Consider the following 18104-nt stretch of genomic DNA (forward strand, 5'->3'; position numbering starts at 1 on the left):
ACTATAACTATCTTAGATATAATAAGGATTAGACAGGATAAAATAAAAGTAGTTTATGGAATTACTTAGCTATAACGGTAAATCACCTGTGATAATTTTACTATAAGCACCTTATTAAATTAATTGAATAATTAAGCTATTAACTAAACTAATTAAATTTCTAAGGATAGTATTTTAAAGTTAATATTTAGACTCAGTGAACAAAATTTAAATTAATAACAGTACAAATTATGCTCTTGGAATTTAGCCCAGAATTTAAGGAAGTTATAGCAAAATTAAATAATTCGGAATTTCTTGACCCCTCACATAGAATTATGATTTCCACAAGACCGATTGATATGGGGGTGCTTGTAGAATCGATAAAGAATACCAAGCATAATGTTATAGCATTAACTATTAATTCTATTAAGTTAACAGGGGACGAAATAGAAAAGTTAGAAGATGTATTTACTCACTGTACCTCACTCGAAAATCTTGATCTTTCTAACAACGATCTTACAAGTAAAGAAGCGGAAATTTTAGCCGGTATCCTTGCAAATAATAAAACCATACAATCTCTTTCTCTTAACAACAATAAAATAGGCGATAACGGCTTAAAAGCTTTTGCTAAAATAGCCGAAAAATCTCCTGTTACATTCCTTAACTTTAGTGACAATAATATAAGCGATAGAGGGTTTAAATATTGGTTGGCGGCTCATAAAAAAAATAGTAATCTAGTCGAATTTCATTTTGATAATAACAAAATACATAATGAAGGAATAGAGGCTCTGATACATTTTTTAAAGTTTAACGATAGTGTTAAAAGTTTTCATGTTGGAACAGAGCAGGTTGAGGAGCCGAATACAACAAATGTAACACTGGAAACTTATCAATTATTAACCAAACTAGTTGAAGAAAAAGAAATTGAAGCTTTTCTCAAAACGTCTGACACATTATTACCGGACGCATTAGATGTATGGGTAGAGGAGGTGATTCCTGAACCAGAACCGCAGGAACCGGTATCTCTTTTACCGGTTGCTAACCTAATTCCTGCATTGCAGCCGACAGAGCAACTAGTAAACGAAGCTTCATCAGTTTCACCAGTCATTAGTAATTATACAGAAGCGGGTAGTGTAACTAATGAAACTACACCACAGCAGGAAATAATAGTTGAAAATAAATTCAATCCAACATTAGAATTGTTGGATAAGAAGTATAATAGCAAGTTTTATTCGTTATTGGAAGGATACAATAACAGTTTAGATAAGCAAAGTATGAAGCCTAATTCTGCATTAAAAGAAACTCAAGCCGTAATTGTTTTTGGAAATTCAACTAATGACAAAAATATTTTAACTAATTTATTGGCTCACAAAACTCTTAAGTTAGAAGAGAGCGGCGGAAAATTAATAATAGCTTCCTCGTCTTCCAAATTTTCGCAAGATATTATTTTGTCTAACAAGCCTGTGATCAATATAATAAAAGGTGTTGATGGTTTAATAGTTTGCGATAGCAATTACCTTCAAGACAATCTTTCTAAATCAGAAGCAACGGTTAATGCATTATATCTACAAAAAATTGTAAGCAATAACACTAAATTTATTCTTACTATGCAAGATAGTGAAGATAAATTTACTAATATGATAGATGTGAGAGGCAGCGATTTTAGAAAGGAATTTCTAAGTCAAGTAAAAAAACTTGCTATTTTACTAGAAAAAATTCCGTTAACCGAAAATAATTTTTCTCTTGTTGTTACCAGTCATCTTGCTTATAGAGACAAGAAGGATATATTTGAGTATATGGAGCAGCTTCGTGGTAATCACGCTTTAAGGTGGACGTTCTCTGTGGAAGAGGAGAAGAACCTTATAAAGAAGGAAGTAGAAATTATAGCTATTCTGCGCTACTCAATTTGTATTGTTCGTCCTTTTTCTTGCGGAGAATTAACTTTAGGAAAGGATTTACAAGCTATTTTAAATAAACCGCTTTCCATTTTAACTAATGCAGATAATAAAATAACGATGAGTTCTGCGGATATATCTGATATCTTAACCCTGCAATCTTACATTAAGGAGGGGTTAAGAGACGGTATAAGCAAATTAAGTGATAAAATAAAAACAAAGTGGGAGAAGGAAAAAGCTTCGCTATTCACCCTAGAAACAAAGAAAATCTGCGATGGTCGCATGGATATGCCGAATACTGAAGCATTAAAGAAGTTGCAAGGCATTTTTAAATGGTTAAAAAATCCTGGTAATGATTCTTCTAATAATAATATTATAGATAATGATACTGCAAAATTTTTAGCATTAAATAATGCATTATACAATGTTTTAACAAATAAAGAATCAAGCGAATTAAACGTTAAATTAAGTAGTTATGTAGATTATTTAAAATATTTTACGGCAATAAAGTGCAGATAATAGAGAAAATATAACAAACATGCATGATAATTGGTTTAAAATGTTAGCTGACGGAGTTTTAAGTATTGGGGATATAAATAAGCAATTAGTAGAATCTTTTAAAACTGCTATGCAAGATTTTTTTCCTTGCCGCTTAAAGGCATTTTTAGGAGAATTGTCTAATCCTACAAAAATTTTAGGCGAAGATACTATAAAGAACATCTATAGCTTAAAATTGTTACAATCAATTCTTGCAGACAAAGATATAAATAATTTTACAATAATAAAACATATGCTTAACATTACGTCCCCTACCGGTGGGGTAGATTTAGCGGTAGATTTGCTAAAAACTAATATAGCAGTTTTAAAGGAATTGGTTATAGAGCGTGATCCTAATTACGTTCTTAACATATTAACCGAAAGATGGCAAAAATTTGTTGACTTGAAGCCTATTAAGGATATTAACAAAGAGATTTATGATATTATATATAAAAAGCTAATCATAGAAGAAATGCCATATCAGATGGATAACAAAATTTACTACAACTTCTTAAAAGTAATAGCGTTAAAAGATGTTGAAAGCATTCCTTTATCTGACTTAGATACAAAAGACTGTTGTCCTGAACTAGTTGAAAGTTATTGTAAAATGGGTAATGTGAGTTTTGATGGAGCTGAAATTTTTGAGAGCTACAACCCGTCTGAGGTTATGGGAAATACGGTAGGTTTTGATCCGGCTTTTACCGGGTAAAAATAGTACAGCTAAATTCAGAAAGCGGAAGATTTGATGAATTTAAAGGCGAGCCTACGCAGCGTGGCGTTGGGTGTTGTTGCGTGGATCGATCTTACCTTATCATTGCGAGGAGGGATGAGTGTTGTTGCATGGCTCTAATTTTTGCAAAGCGTACGGTGTCATGCCGTGACTCGATCACGGCATCCAGAAAAATAAAGCCATATTAGACTTATTTTAGAGCCTTTTTATGACGTTATAAAACTGGATTCCGTGGTCGTAGCCACGGAATGACAGGATTTTACCTCTTTAATTTAAACGTTCGTACAACATAGGGTCAAGCCACGGTATGACATTGAAGCCATTTTTCGAGCCATGCAATAACTCCAATACCTCCGTATCCATTCAGTAGAGCGGTAAAAATATAAGTGACAAGGTAGATAAAAAGAGTTAATAATAAGATACAAGTTAAAATTGAAAAACTAGATGAGCAAGTTAGAAGAAATAATAGAAAGATTAATAGAAGAGATAAGGATTTTAAAGTCAGAGAATGAGGCTTTAAGATTAGAAAATGCTGAGCTAAAGGAAAAGCTGGGGTTAACTTCAAAGAATAGCTCTTTACCTAGTTCAAAAGAACTATATAAACTGAAGAGAAATAAGCCAAAGAGCGACCGTAAGGCAGGTGGACAGGTTGGTCATAATGGTGTGAGACGTCAAAAAATGCTTGCTGATAAAATAATTCAAGTTCCTCTAGCAGTGCAATGTGGATGCGGAGGTGAAATAGCTTTATCAAAAACAGACTATGTTCATCAAAAAGTAGATTTACCTGAAATTAAGCCGTATGTAGTAGAATATCATCTACAACATGGTCGTTGCAGAAGATGCGGCAGAAGAAAGGCAAGTAGGCTTCCAGAAGGAGTTGCGGCAGATACATTCGGCTCAAATGTTAAGTCAGTAATAGCTGCGTTAACAGGATTTTACAAAAATTCTAAGCAAGAAGTAGCTAATATATTGAAGGATATATTTAACCTTGATATTAGTGTCGGTAGTATCTCTAATAGTGAGAATAGAGTTTCAGCAAAATGCAAAGATTACTACTATGCGATAGAACAGGAAGTTGTCAAAAGTAAGATAATACATATAGATGAAACTAGCCACTATAACAAAGGTAAGCTTGGCTGGTGTTGGATGTTTACGAGTCAAGTCGGTAGTTTACTAAAGTTAACTAATTCTAGAGGTAAGAAGGTTTTAGAAACTAGTAGCTTTAGTAGCAGCGATAACATATACGTTACTGATAGATACGCAGCTTACAATTATTTTGCCAAAGAAAATAGGCAAATTTGCTGGGCTCACTTAGCACGTGATTTTGAAAGGTTTGCTCATAGCCAACATATAGAGGTTAAGAAATTAGGCTGTTATTTAAGGCAGGTAGCCAGTGAATTATTTGCGTTACAAAAAGCTTTATCAAATAATGAAATTGCTATGCTTAGATTTTTAAGACGAACTAGAAAATTGCGAAAGCGAACATGGTATTATCTTAAAAATATTACTTGTATAAGCAATGCTGTTCATGCTGTTAGAGTGGCAAAGAATATTATAAAAGTAGAAAATATGATGTGGAAATTTTTAGATGATCCAATGAATATTCCATTGACTAATAACCATGCTGAAAGGCAAATCAGGCATTACGTGGTCTATCGCAAAAACTCATACTTTACTCAATCTGAGCGAGGAAATATTTTCCTAGAGCGGATAATTTCTTTGTATTTAACTTGCAAACAACAACAACTAAACCCATTCCAAAATCTCCTATCTCTTGTCTCTTAAACCACGCTGCTGAATGGATACATACCTCCTTGCAATGACGATTTGGGGTATCCACGCAACAACGCTGCTAGTTACTACTCCCTCCCACTACCACAACCCATTCATCTATTGGATCAACCTCATTACCGCCTATACGCTCTAGGGGATAGGGAGGGTTCAAATAATCTTGAAGTCCTTTAACATTATTTAAGCTGTCTGTAATTTGTAACTTAAGCTGTGGATTTTCAACGCATATATCAATTATTTTTTTATTTGGAAATAAACGCCATATTTGGAAATCCATTAGCTTATTAACTATATCGGAATAAGCTTCTTTAAATTTTTCAATACATGTATAATTTTTTGGTTCTTTACTACTGTCAACGGATTATAATGGTACCCAAAAACTAGACAAGAAAATAGAGAAAAGTAGGTATAATATCTCCTAGGAAAAGGAGCAAAAAATGAAAAAACAAGTTAAAAAATATAGTGCAGAAGAAAAAGCAAAAATAGCAATTGAAGCAATATCTGGAGAAATGACTATAGCTCAAATTACCAGCAAATATGGTGTTCACGCTAATCAGATTTATAAATGGAAGAAAGAAGCTTTAGATTTTATGGTTTCTGGATTTAAATCGAAATCTAAACAACAAGATACCGGCCAAGAAGATTTAATTAAATCATTATTTGAGCAAATAGGCCAGTTAACAGTTGAAAGAGACTGGCTTAAAAAAAAATCTAGTATCTTTGGATTTAGAGGTTAGGAAAAAAATGATAAGTTATGCTTCAAATTTAACCATAGCAAGACAATGCAAACTTTTAGATTTAAACCGCTCAAGTTACTACTACCGAGCTAGGAATACCTTAGATGATAAGGAGTATAGAGTACTGAACAGAATTGATGAGATTTTTACAGAGCATCCCTATTATGGTACTAGAAGAATGTCTCATGTCCTAAAATCCGAAGGGTTAAATGTTAGTCGTAAGATGATAAGAAAATATTATAAAATACTTGGTATTGAAGCAGTATACCCAAAGATTAATTTAAGCCGTAGGAATCAGGCTCATAAAGTATACCCATATCTATTAAATAATATAGAGGTGGTTTGCTCCAATCAAGTTTACTGTGCAGATATTACTTACATAAGATTAAAGCAAGGTTTTGTATATTTGGTTGCTATAATGGATTGGTATAGTCGTTATATTTTGAGTTGGCGGGTGTCGATTAGTTTAGAAAATGATTTTTGTATTGAAGCTCTAAATGAAGCAATATCTATACATGGCAAGCCTGACATTTTTAATACGGATCAAGGAGTACAATTTACATCAAAAGATTTTACTCAAATACTTGAGCAACAAGGCATAGCTATTAGTATGGACGGCAAAGGCAGAGCCTTAGATAATGTATTTATTGAACGTTTTTGGCGATCTTTGAAACAAGAGAAGATTTATCGTTTTGATCTTGAAACAGTACGTGAAGCAAAGATAGCTATCAGAGATTATATAGAATTTTATAATCAGCAAAGACCTCATCAATCGCTTGAATATAAGACACCTGAAATGATACATTTTGCAGAAAAACTAGAAAATTATCAAGAGGCTATATGACATAGAAAATGCAAACTTTACTTTGAAAAACCAATACATTAATACAGGAGAATTACACCTCTAAAATTTAAAAAATTTGTCTAGACAAAGGGTACCACCTCATATCTTCCCATTGACCTATTGCTGCTTTATCACGTATTTCTTTTATATTTACGGGCGATATTTTACATTCAATTTGATTGTATAAATCATATTGTAGAGCCATAAACTGATTTTGTTCTATACCAGATTGTATCTTGACTAATTCTTTCAAAATAATAGTATTATTGATTTCTTGGATAAATTCATTTGAGCTTGCTATTATCCTTTCATGATTATCATATAAGTATTTTATTATTAAAGCTGCGTCCAGCAAAGCTAGTTTAGTAATAGACTCAACATCTTCCTTAATCCCAATAACGGTAATTTTAGGCGTATTAGATATAGATAACTTTTTAATAAACAAATTAAAAATATTTTTAATTTTACTATTATTTTGTTCATCAGTTTTATTAATTGTTAAAATTTCTTCGCTTCTTAGCTTAACAAAATTTAATGCTAATGTTTCGGCAGCTACTTCTCTAGCATTTATACTACTAAGCTTGGTAGTTACTATACTTGCTATCTTCTTCATCTTTTCTGTTTCAGCTTTGTCAGCTGAAATATCCCACATATCATCAACATATTCGTGGAAAATCGTCGCTCCTATACCGACCCATGGTATATGCGTAATAATACCGCAAAGACCGCAAAATAATACTTTTTTGAGAACCTGCACGTGTGGGTTCATCGTATCTGCTGTTTGTGCAGCTGTCAACCCGTTGCCTACCAGTCTGCAAGCATCTAATGTGCTTTCTAAGACTGAATAAAGTCTGTTATAATAAATACGAGATTGAGGATCTAAACTATTAACCTCTATAGAAATATCGTATGAATCATCAACTCCGGTAACTTGTAATTTTGTGTTCTGTCTTCTGTATCCGTACTTCGTGATTTTGTGTACGTGTTTCTTGGTTTTGAATAGCTTCAAGTATAGCTTGTCCAAAAAGAAACATTCCTTCACCTGAAGAAAATTGTGGTAAATTTTTAGTTATTCTTTGAAAATCTGTTTCTTCTTCCGTTACTTCTATTCCTAAATTTATTTGAACATTTTTCATAAGATTTATTATTTCTGTATTGTGTGAATCAAATTTAATAGCATTTTTAAAAGCAATATATGCTTGACGGTTATTATTCGATTTATAAAAAGCTATCCCCATATGATAATAAATATCGAGATATTTTGGGTCAAGCACAGATACATACTGAAAAAATTCTGCTGCTTCCTGAAAAGCCCCCCTCTCAAAATAAGTGTGCCCTTGCCGGTAACATTCCCCAATAAAAGCCTTCATTGCTTCTAAATCGCCTGAAGCCAATAGTGTTTCCTCTTGTTCAGAGTAATCTTGCAGCGTTTTATTTTTCATATAAATTTTATTTATACCATATTATGACCGCCATTGATCGATAGAGTTTCGCCGGTAATAAATCCGGCATTTTCATCGGTTAAAAACTCGATGGCTCTAGCTATCTCTTCGGGTTCTCCGAGTCTTTTCATCGGGATAGTTGCAACTATTTGCTCAAGAACGCTAGAGGGTATTTGTCCAACCATTTCCGTCCTGACGTAACCCGGGGCAATACAATTAACAGTGATGTTTTTAGAAACAGATTCTTTGGCTAATGCTTTAGTAAAGCCGATAAGTGCAGCCTTGGCAGCACAGTAGTTAGTTTGTCCCACCTGTCCGGCTTGAGCATTGATCGAGCTAATATTAACGATACGCCCGTAATTTTGGTTACGCATTTGTGCGATCACGCTACTTGACATATTAAAACACGAATTAAGGTTAACGTTAATAACGTCATGCCAATCTTGTTGAGTCATTTTATGTAGCATTCCGTCTTTGGTAATACCGGCATTATTTACTAAAATACTTACCGGTTTTTTGTATTCCTCTTCGATTTCTTTGACCGCTTGCCGGCACTCGTCATAATCCGCTACGTTCCATTGTTTGGTTCGTATTGCATGTTTTTCTAGCATTTCTTTAGCTGCATCGTGGTTGCTGAAAAAATTGGCAACAACCGTAAAGCCTTTATTTTTTAATGCAATAGCGGTAGCCTTGCCTATTCCTCTTGTCCCGCCTGTTATTATCGCTAGCCTTGACATTATTTTCTCCCTTGTAATTTGTATTTAATGATATTGTATTAATTATATTCCGATGTCAATCCACTAGGCATTGCTCTCGTAGATGGTTAAAGCACCTAGAATGTCATTCCTGCGTTGGATTGCTCTAACTGTATGTCATTACCGCGAGGCATTGTTGCGTGGCTCGAGAAAAGTGCAGTATGTCATTCCCGCGAAGGCGGGAATCCAGAAAAAACACTTAAAATAAGCAAAATTATATAAAAATTTACTATATAATTCGCTTAAATATTCTCTGGATTCCCGCCTTCGTGGGAATGACATCAAAAATTTGAGCCATGACATCAAAGGTGCTTTATGGCTATCCACGCAACAATGCCTCGCAGGAATGACATACGGCACTTTTTTAGAGCCACACAACAACGCTCTTAATATTTAGTAAACTGTTTCATTTGTCTTCCTTTTTTCCGTTTTTTTTGAATCTCATCTTTACGAGTCGGCGTAGGAATAGGCTTATCTATTTTTTCGATTTCCTTGTTAGATTTCCTTGTTTGTTGTTGACTTTGGCTTACTTCAGGTGCAACTGGAGCTTGCTTATTAGATTGTGCTATACTTGTTGCCAATGCCGGTTGTTTGGCAGATGTTGTATATCCTTCATCTCTATACATATTAGGAATTTCTGTAGCTTTTTTCTGCTCTTCCTTCTCATTTATAATCTCACCTTTTTTCAGTTTTTTAATTTTATTATTAGCACCTGTCACCTCTATTATTGATTGCAGCGATTCCTTTCTACTTGCCGGGAATCCTTCACCGGTTACTTGTAATGTACCATAGCAACCAACTGTTGCCCCGCCGGCATAGACTCCTCCGGCTTGACCGGCAGTATGTCCTGTTTTTAGGAGTTGCTTATCAACTTCAGTAACTTGTATTCCTAATTTAGCGGCTACAGCACTGCTACTTTGATCGTGCTCCGCAAGCCCAGTACGATCTTTGCCACTGGCACACATAGTGAGTATCTCATACTTTGGAACCTTTCTAAAAACAAAATCTTCAGAGTTTGAGATTTGGTGGCTTAAATAATTAAGCTTTCTTGAAATATCTACGCTAATATTTTCTTTATCTGCTCCTCTAGCAAAAACGACATCAGCTTTTTCTATATCCTTTTTTAAATTAGCAGCGTCTTCTAATATTTTATGGGTTTCTGGAGATAAATTATGAGTTTTCTTAGCGATGTCTAGTAATCCCGTAAGATCGCCTACAGGTTTATTAATACCAAAAAATCTTTCTAATCTTCCTCTAGGTTTTAAATGAGTTGCAATACTTTCGAAATTTCCTTCTTTTGGTAAATTGTTGGCAATATCCTTAAGCTGATCCTTTACTCCATTGAAATTATTGAAGGCAGCAATTTTTCTAAATTTGTTGAAAGCTGTATTAGTATTTTTGCCACCTACTGCTTGCATTGCTAAATTTGTGTTTTTTACAATATCTATATCGATTTGAACTGACGGGAATGGAATATTAGCAGGACCGCTATTTAAAGTATTAGTATGAAGAATATGGTCCTTGCCCATCCATTCTTGTGCTTGCTTAGCATTTAAATTGGTAATTTCTTGTCTTGAGTTCTTATCATGAGAAATAGAGGCCAACGTTCCTGCATGTTTTGAAGTATGTATAACATCAAGCTCTCCATTATCGTTAGCGATAGCGGTAATTTTTTCAAAAGCATTTTTCATACCGACTATTTGCCGCAGTTGAGTAGAAATAACATGATTACCTGCTGTTATTTTGGGAGCATATTGTTCCACCAATTTACCTTCCCAATTGTCCATTTTTGTAAACCATTTAGGTTTATTAGTTGTTTTTATTTTTTCATATTCCGCTTTTTGTTCGTTTGTTAATCCTTTTAGAGCTACTTCCGCTTCAATAACAGCATGCTCTTTACCTTGACTATCTTTAATATTTGAGACAGTAACTATATTACAATGTTCATCATTAAGATTCTGAAAATCCTTAGCAACATTAAGTTTCTTATGTACCTGTTTAATACCATTTGTTTCTAGAACTATTGCTATATCATTAATTTTATTTTTGACGTTAACAGAAATTTCTTCCTGAGAGTTATTTTTATTCTTCTTGTTGAAGTTTTCAATAAATGTAACTGCTTCGTTTTTCAGCTGCTCTTCAAGCTCAGGCTTTCCTTCGATTTTAGCAATATCAATGCCTGCTCTAATAGCATTTAAATATTGCATTTCAAAGCCTTCCGTGCCAAGAATGCGTGAATCATTAGGATTTTCACGACCGTCACGGATTATCATCGGGGAGTTACCGTCTTTGCCCTCTATTTTGATCAATGTTATGCCGGCTTGTTTTTCACGTAAAATTTCCAGGTTCTGTAAAGCTTCAGTAAAATTACCTTCTCCAACAGCTTTTGCGACGTCTTCCCTAGTTGCTGTTAAAGGCTCGCTAAATCTACTTTTATCTTTTAAAAATTCTTTTGTTTGTTCTATAAGAAACGCTTTATCTTTATTAAATCTAACATTTAAATCTGTAGGCATTTCAAACACTCCTCATTAATTTCATCATCTCTTGTATTTTAATTTAAAATAATTATATAAAAATAATCTATTGAAAATATTTAATCTTAATAATTAGAATATGTTATTTATATGAACATTGATAAATTTACTGCACATGCTAAAAATATAATTGCCGGTAGCCAAGCAATAGCTGCCAAAAACGATCATCAGCAGGTGTTGCCGTTGCATATATTAGCGGCTCTTTTAAATGAAGATACAGGAATTATTGCCGGTCTTATTAATATTATCGGCGGTAATTTAAATAACCTTAACTCTAATTTACAATTAGAGCTAAATAAAGTTCCGAAAATTCAAGTAGAGGGAGGAGGGCAGCTTTATTTTGCTGCCGAAAGCCTGAAATGCTTAGAAAAAGCTACTAGCCTTGCCAAAGATAACGGCGATAATTTTGTCACGATTGAGCGAATTTTTGAAGCCTTAGCGTATGATAACGGCGTAGCGGGCAAGCTCCTTGCTAATGCTTCTATCACTAATAAAAAAATTGCTGCGGCGATTTTACAGCTCAGAAAGGGTAAAAAAGCCGATACCGAATCGGCAGAAAATAGTTATGACGCTCTTAAAAAATACGGCAGAGACGTTACCGAGCTTGCCGAAAACGGCAAGTTAGACCCGATAATCGGCAGAGATGAGGAAATCAGAAGAACGGTGCAAGTATTATCACGCAGGATGAAAAATAACCCTGTTCTCATCGGTGAGCCTGGAGTCGGTAAGACCGCTATCATTGAAGGGCTTGCACAAAGAATTTTTAGTAAAGACGTGCCGGAGACTTTAGTTAATTGTCGTATTATCGAGCTGGATATGGGGGCACTTATTGCAGGTAGCAAGTATCGAGGTGAGTTTGAGGAACGACTTAAAGCAGTTCTTGGGGAAATTAAAGAAGCCGGCGGCGAGATTATTTTATTTATCGATGAGCTGCATTTGCTAATCGGTACCGGTAAAACGGATGGTGCAATGGATGCTTCTAATCTCTTAAAACCGATGTTAGCTAGAGGGGAATTACATTGTATCGGTGCAACTACTTTGGACGAATATCGTAAATATATTGAAAAAGACGCCGCACTGGCTAGAAGATTTCAGCCTGTTTATATTAGTGAGCCGACAGTTGAAGATACTATTTCAATACTTCGAGGTATTAAGGAAAAATATGAACTACATCACGCCGTTAGGATTTCCGATAGTGCAATAGTGGCGGCGGCTACCTTGTCAAATCGATATATTACCGATCGTTATTTACCGGACAAAGCAATTGATTTGATTGATGAGGCTTGTAGTAGGTTAAAGATTGAATTATCAAGCAAGCCCGAAGAGCTAGACGAGCTTGACCGTCGTATTATTCAGATAAAAATGGAACTTGCTGCCTTAAATAAGGAAAATGATGAGCATTCTAAAAAGAAAATTACCCATTTAACGGAAGAATTAAATAAACTCGAAGCGGCTTCTCACGATATGACGACAAAATGGCAAGCGGAAAAGTCAAAAATGCAGCTTGAGCAAAAATTAAAAGAGGAGCTAGAAAAAGCAAAAGGGGAGTTAGAACGTGCCGAGAGAAGTGCAAATTTAACTAAAGCAAGCGAATTAAAATATGGTATCATCCCTGAGCTAACAAAAAAGATTAAAGAGGTTGAGTTAAACGGCGGAAAAAATGTTTTAAAAGAAGTGGTATTAGAGAGCGATATAGCAAATATTATTTCCAAAATTACCGGTATTCCTGTCGACACGATGTTATCTAGTGAGCGTGAGCGGTTACTTGTTATGGAGCAAAAATTAAGGGAGTCGGTAATTGGGCAGGATGAGGCAATAAAAGGCGTTAGTGATGCGGTGCGTAGATCACGTGCCGGTATTCAGGATATTAACCGCCCCTTAGGTTCGTTTTTATTTCTTGGTCCAACCGGTGTCGGTAAAACCGAGTTGACTAAGGCACTTGCCTATTTTCTCTTTGATGATCGCAATGCAATTTTGCGTATCGATATGTCCGAATATATGGAGAAGCATGCTATTTCAAGGTTGATCGGTGCACCTCCTGGATATATCGGCTATGATCAAGGCGGCGTATTAACCGAAGCGGTACGTCGGCGTCCTTATCAAGTAATATTATTTGATGAAGTTGAAAAAGCTCATCCCGATATTTTTAATATCATGCTACAAATATTAGATGAAGGCAGGTTAACCGATAGCCAAGGCATCACCGTTGATTTTAAAAATACTATTATTGTTCTAACTTCCAATCTCGGTGCCGAGATATTAGTTAATCAGCAGGAGGGCGAAGATACATATAAAGTAAAAGACCAAGTTATGGAATATGTAAGAGCCGTATTTAAACCGGAATTTTTAAATAGACTTGATGAAATTATATTATTTCATCGGTTAAATCGTGATAATATTCACGATATAGTTAAAATCCAGCTGGATAATTTAAAGAAAATTTTATTGCAGCAAAATATAACTTTAGAATTTGACGAGTCGGCTTTGAATTATTTAGCCGAAAAAGGTTACGATCCGATATTTGGTGCTCGCCCGTTAAAACGCCTTATCCAGCGAGAGTTACAAAATAATCTGGCTAAAATGATTCTTAGCGGTGAGGTAAGCGGCGGTATGAATGTTAAAATAACAGGGCAAAATAATGAGTTAAGTATAGCGTTATGATTTTTTAACATGACATTAACGTTGTTGTTGCATGGCTCGATTTTACCGTATTATGGTTATTACAAGTATGGTGTCATACCGTGATCGAAGCCGGCGTTGTTGCGTAGATCGAATTTTTGGTGTCATTCCCGCGAAGGCGGGAATCTAGAGAATATTTAAGCAAATTATATATTAAATTTTTATATAATTTTGCCTATTTTAAGTGTTTTTTTCTGGATTCCTGCTTTCGCAGGAATGACATCAAAAATTCAAGCCAGGCAACAACGCCCAGCAAAGCCTACGGCTCTTCTATAATCTTTACCCAATCAGAAAATAATTAATTCTAAATTTTTCTAACGTTAGCGTAACAACATGCTTAACAAATTCTTTAAGTAATGCCTCATCTGTTACCGGCTGTGCCTTTTCATCAAGAGCGGTTAATTCTTTAGAAATAAATTTTTTCAGAATTTCTTGCTCAATATCTTTAATCTCGTTAGTTCCATCTAGCAGCTCCAAAATACATTTTTCTTGATTTGTACACCAATCATATCGTTAAGTCGATTTGTAACACTTATCAGCTTATTAGCGGCATTAAAATATGCATGTTTTGCCTGATATCTCATAAATTCACTAACTTTTGGTTTTGCAGTAATATTTGCTATAGCATTCGGCTTTTCGGCATATATTTTTACGAAACCTTGAAATATAAACTTAACAAAATTTGCTTCCAACGCTGTTAAAAAATCTTGTAATTGGAATTTTCCGAGTTTCTTTAATGCTAATTCGGCAATTTGCTCTAAACTTACTGGACTCGCAATATTTTCGCTATATACGTATAAAATAGCTTTCATAACCGATGAAGTAGTGGAAATAAAAGGCTCTGACGAACTTTCGTAATAGAAGCTAATATTTTCTTGCTCATTAGTTAGGTCGATATCTTGCTGATTAGTTACCGGTATAATATTAAAAGTGGTGTAGAAATTTTTTAATTTGTTAAATTCAATATTTCTACTTATAGGAGCGTTATTATGACATAACAAGGTAGCACGAAATTTGCGGTTAGTAATAAAATCCATATATTGCTCTGTACGCACTATATCATTAATAGTTTGCAATTTTTCCGCCGCTTTTGGTGGTAAATTACCGACAAACATCGAAGCCGGAGAAGTATCGCCAAGGTAAGCAAGCTTGTATTTGCTCGCCATCTCCATAAATTGATAAAAATAAAAGCCGGTATTTTCTTCACCTAAATATTCATGCAACAGATATGCATCGTCATATAAAGCTAAAATTTTTGCTTCATCCTGTAAGAATTTAGCATAAGAAGAAGAATCACCTAACGATTCGTTAATAAAGCTTAATAGTAATTTTGCTTGTTGCAATTTATCATTACTATTTTGAAAAATTTCCGAATGAAATATCATCATTTCCCTAATAGTTCTCTGCATATTCCAGCCAGGCAGAGTATTGTAACTAACAAATGCGATGCCGTTTGGATTTAACAATTTATTAGAAACCTCAAGGATTTTTTCTTTTACCGCATCCGGTACCCAAGAAAATACGCCATGACAAATTATATAGTCAAATTTACCAAAAGAGTCATCTAAATCCATTATAGATAAATGCTTTAAATCTATATTTTTGAGTTTTAAGTCATTAGCTACTTTAATGCCTTGCTCTATCTGTTTTTTTGATAAATCAATACCGAGTGAATAAGAATTAGGATAAATTTCAGCAAAATTAAACATATTGCTGCCGACGCCGCAACCTATGTCCAATATTCTTGCTTTTTCTACTTTTGGCGGATTTAATCCGAATAACAACCCGATAGTTCTTAAATGGTCAGGTGTGGTATAGCCAAAAGAAAACGGTGAATATGGAATTTCGTCGTAAGATATTTTATTATTTTGTGCGGTCATGATTTTTCCTAAATAAAAAAGGTGATTTTAAAAAATTTAGTAGAATTAAGCAAGGAATATATACATTTACAAATTAAATAATGCTAGTAATGTAATGAACGCTAAATAATTTCCGTAGATACATCAAACGTCATTGCGAGTGGGCGTTGTTACGTGGCTCGGTTTTACACTTTGTGTCATTCCCTCGAAAGAGGGAATCTACTTAACAATATAACAAAATTAGTAAGTTAGATACCAGCTTTCGCTGGTATGACACCAAAAATTCGAGCCACGCAACAATGCCTCCTTTGAACTGAACGACAATGGTATTATAACTCTACTAGCTGTGCATGCCTTGCTAAGCTTTCTATACCCTGAAGGTCGGTGGCGGTAATCCATAATTGTAAACCGGCGGTTATAAAAAACTCTGTCAAATATTCACGCCTCTTATTATCAAGATGAACAAAAACCTCATCTAATAATAAAATAGGGGGCGCTTGATTAGATTTAATAAAATAATTAACTTCTGCAAGCATTACGGTAATTAATATTGCTTTTTGCTCACCGGTAGAGCAAAATTTTGCTAAAATATTCTTTTTCTTATGCTTTACTAAAATATCGCTTTTATGTACCCCAAAACTAGTGCGTCCGATTAATTTATCTTTAGCACGTGTTTTATAGAGCTCATCAATGATAAATTCCGTTACTTCTTCTCCATCTGCTAATATTTTTTGCTCTACTACCCCGTCAATAGCTAAGTCGGCTTTAGGAAACTCGTTATCAAGCTCATCGATTGCTTGTTGCATATATTTTAAAGTTTTGAGTCGGTTAGAAGCGATTTGAGCGGATATCTCCGCCATCTTTTCCTCAATTACTTTAAGCCAATTCTCATCTATATAATCTTCTACAATAATTTTATTGCGTTCCTGCATATAATATTCATATTTGCTAACTAAACTCGCATGATTAGAATCGAAATTATAAACAATTTTATCAAAAAATTTTCTTCTGTCGCTAGCTCCTGCCGCAAAAATACCTTCCATCTGCGGTGTCAACCATACTATACTAGTAAATTTACTTAGTTCGTTATTTAGTATTTTGGCACCGTTAAATTCGGTAATACGTTTATTAGAATTACGATTAAATTTTGTAATAATTTCTGCTAGCCCAAGCTTGCTTTGCAATAATGAATGAATGGAACAATAATCTTCTGAGCTTTTACAAATATCGGCAAGTTTTGCAGAGCGTAAGCCTCTTCCTGGATAAAACAACGAAATCGCCTCTAAAATACTAGTTTTGCCGCTGCCATTCTCGCCGATTAATATTATAGCTTTGTTATCTGTTTTAACCTCAAAATGCCGAAAATTACGATAATTTTCCAAGGTTAAAGATTGTAGAAAAATATTTTTCATGAGTAGCTAGGTTAATGTTTATGGTCGTGGTGATGAGTATAAAATCCTAACGAAGAAAGTATATTAGAAAAATCTGAATTAGGCGTTAATTCATTCGGCACTCCGCTACAACATATATGCCCGTTTAAACATATTACTTGATCGGAATTTTTCATCACGGTAAATAAATCGTGCGAAATCATGAAAACCGTAATATCAAGATTTTTTTTAATATGGTTAATGATCTGATAAAATTCTTGTTGGCTTGCAACGTCAAGGGATTGAATAGGCTCGTCTAAGATAATTAAATCCGGATTACTAAGTATAGCACTCGCTAAAACCAATTTTTGGAATTGCCCCATAGAAAGCTCTGAGATATCATGATCTTTTAATTTCTCTAAATTAATAAAAGTAAGAACCTCTTTTAGTTCATTATTTTTATTATTGGGAGCTAATAAATCTAAAAATTTTCTAACCGTGATCGGTAAAGAAGCACCAAGATTAAATTTTTGCGGCACGTAACCAATCTTTAATTTAGAATTAATTATTATTTCGCCGCTACTTGGCTTTTCTAAGCCCAGCATTAGTCGGACTATAGTAGTTTTACCGGCACCGTTTGGACCTATTAAGGTAGTAATATTATTTCTTTTTATAGTAAAACTAATATTATTGATCGGTAACTTATTGCCAAATTTTTTAGATACGTTACGAAATTCTATTAAGGGATTTTCCAAGGTAAATGTTACTGTTTTATATGGATATTTTTCTGTGAACTGTCAAAAAATCGTTACTGCGAGGCGGCGTTGTTGCATGGATCAAAGTTTTGCCAAGCGTTCGGTGTCATTCTAGTTCCTTGATCGGTATTATTGCCTGGATCAAGAAAAGTGCTATATGTCATTCCTGCGAAAGCAGGAATCCAGAGAATATTTAA

At 34.3% G+C, this 18104-nt stretch carries 13 protein-coding genes and 1 pseudogene; 6 read left to right on the plus strand and 8 right to left on the minus strand.

All coding sequences use genetic code 11. The features are described 5' to 3' along the window. Positions 1-230 precede the first annotated feature (230 nt). From AAGD48_RS04110 to tnpC, 3 genes are all read left to right on the plus strand, one after another. Positions 231-2393 carry a hypothetical protein gene (locus AAGD48_RS04110; protein ID WP_341790539.1) on the plus strand — a complete coding sequence of 721 codons (2163 nt, stop codon included), beginning with the start codon at positions 231-233 and terminating at the stop codon, positions 2391-2393. A gap of 19 nt (positions 2394-2412) precedes the next feature. Further along, the gene (locus AAGD48_RS04115; RefSeq protein ID WP_341790540.1) at positions 2413-3120 is read left to right on the plus strand and encodes a hypothetical protein; all 708 of its coding nucleotides are present in this window, start codon (positions 2413-2415) and stop codon (positions 3118-3120) included. Between the two features lie 465 nt (positions 3121-3585). Next, positions 3586-4926, plus strand: a complete 1341-nt coding sequence (gene tnpC, locus AAGD48_RS04120) for an IS66 family transposase (RefSeq protein WP_341790541.1) — start codon at positions 3586-3588, stop codon at positions 4924-4926. A 67-nt stretch (positions 4927-4993) separates the two neighbouring features. Here tnpC and AAGD48_RS04125 read toward each other — a convergent pair whose 3' ends face one another. After that, positions 4994-5209, minus strand: coding sequence for a hypothetical protein (locus AAGD48_RS04125; RefSeq protein WP_341790542.1), 216 nt, complete (start codon positions 5207-5209; stop codon positions 4994-4996). Positions 5210-5369: 160 nt separating this feature from the next. Between AAGD48_RS04125 and AAGD48_RS04130 the strand changes: the two genes are divergently transcribed. Both AAGD48_RS04130 and AAGD48_RS04135 read left to right on the plus strand, forming a co-directional pair. Then, positions 5370-5669: a transposase gene (locus AAGD48_RS04130; protein WP_045812944.1), complete on the plus strand. Its 300-nt coding sequence runs from the start codon at positions 5370-5372 to the stop codon at positions 5667-5669. A gap of 7 nt (positions 5670-5676) precedes the next feature. After that, positions 5677-6513, plus strand: a complete 837-nt coding sequence (locus AAGD48_RS04135; RefSeq protein ID WP_341789327.1) for an IS3 family transposase — start codon at positions 5677-5679, stop codon at positions 6511-6513. 67 nt (positions 6514-6580) lie between these two features. Here AAGD48_RS04135 and AAGD48_RS04140 read toward each other — a convergent pair whose 3' ends face one another. The 4 genes from AAGD48_RS04140 to AAGD48_RS04155 form a co-directional block, all read right to left on the minus strand. After that, positions 6581-7270: a hypothetical protein gene (locus tag AAGD48_RS04140; protein ID WP_341790543.1), complete on the minus strand. Its 690-nt coding sequence runs from the start codon at positions 7268-7270 to the stop codon at positions 6581-6583. A gap of 160 nt (positions 7271-7430) precedes the next feature. After that, positions 7431-7955: a tetratricopeptide repeat protein gene (locus tag AAGD48_RS04145; RefSeq protein WP_341790544.1), complete on the minus strand. Its 525-nt coding sequence runs from the start codon at positions 7953-7955 to the stop codon at positions 7431-7433. 11 nt (positions 7956-7966) lie between these two features. Next, complete coding sequence (locus AAGD48_RS04150) at positions 7967-8692, minus strand: SDR family oxidoreductase (RefSeq protein WP_341790545.1); 726 nt, start codon at positions 8690-8692, stop codon at positions 7967-7969. A gap of 404 nt (positions 8693-9096) precedes the next feature. Beyond that, positions 9097-11223 carry a hypothetical protein gene (locus AAGD48_RS04155; RefSeq protein WP_341790546.1) on the minus strand — a complete coding sequence of 709 codons (2127 nt, stop codon included), beginning with the start codon at positions 11221-11223 and terminating at the stop codon, positions 9097-9099. Between the two features lie 111 nt (positions 11224-11334). Here AAGD48_RS04155 and clpB point away from each other — a divergent pair, with 111 nt between their 5' ends. Then, a complete protein-coding gene (gene clpB / locus AAGD48_RS04160) occupies positions 11335-13905 on the plus strand; it encodes an ATP-dependent chaperone ClpB (RefSeq protein ID WP_341790547.1) in 2571 nt (856 codons plus the stop codon). A 297-nt stretch (positions 13906-14202) separates the two neighbouring features. Here clpB and AAGD48_RS04165 read toward each other — a convergent pair. The 3 genes and pseudogenes from AAGD48_RS04165 to AAGD48_RS04175 all read right to left on the minus strand — a co-directional run bounded on the left by AAGD48_RS04165 (position 14203) and on the right by AAGD48_RS04175 (position 17907). Continuing rightward, positions 14203-15803, minus strand: a pseudogene (locus tag AAGD48_RS04165) (methyltransferase regulatory domain-containing protein). 308 nt (positions 15804-16111) lie between these two features. Beyond that, the gene (gene recF, locus AAGD48_RS04170) at positions 16112-17194 is read right to left on the minus strand and encodes a DNA replication/repair protein RecF (protein WP_341790548.1); all 1083 of its coding nucleotides are present in this window, start codon (positions 17192-17194) and stop codon (positions 16112-16114) included. Positions 17195-17205: 11 nt separating this feature from the next. Beyond that, on the minus strand, positions 17206-17907 hold the full coding sequence (locus AAGD48_RS04175; RefSeq protein ID WP_341790549.1) for a metal ABC transporter ATP-binding protein: 702 nt from the start codon (positions 17905-17907) through the stop codon (positions 17206-17208). Positions 17908-18104: the final 197 nt, after the last annotated feature.

It is taken from the genome of Rickettsia endosymbiont of Polydrusus tereticollis (assembly GCF_964026385.1).
In the GTDB taxonomy this organism is placed as follows: Bacteria; Pseudomonadota; Alphaproteobacteria; order Rickettsiales; family Rickettsiaceae; genus Rickettsia.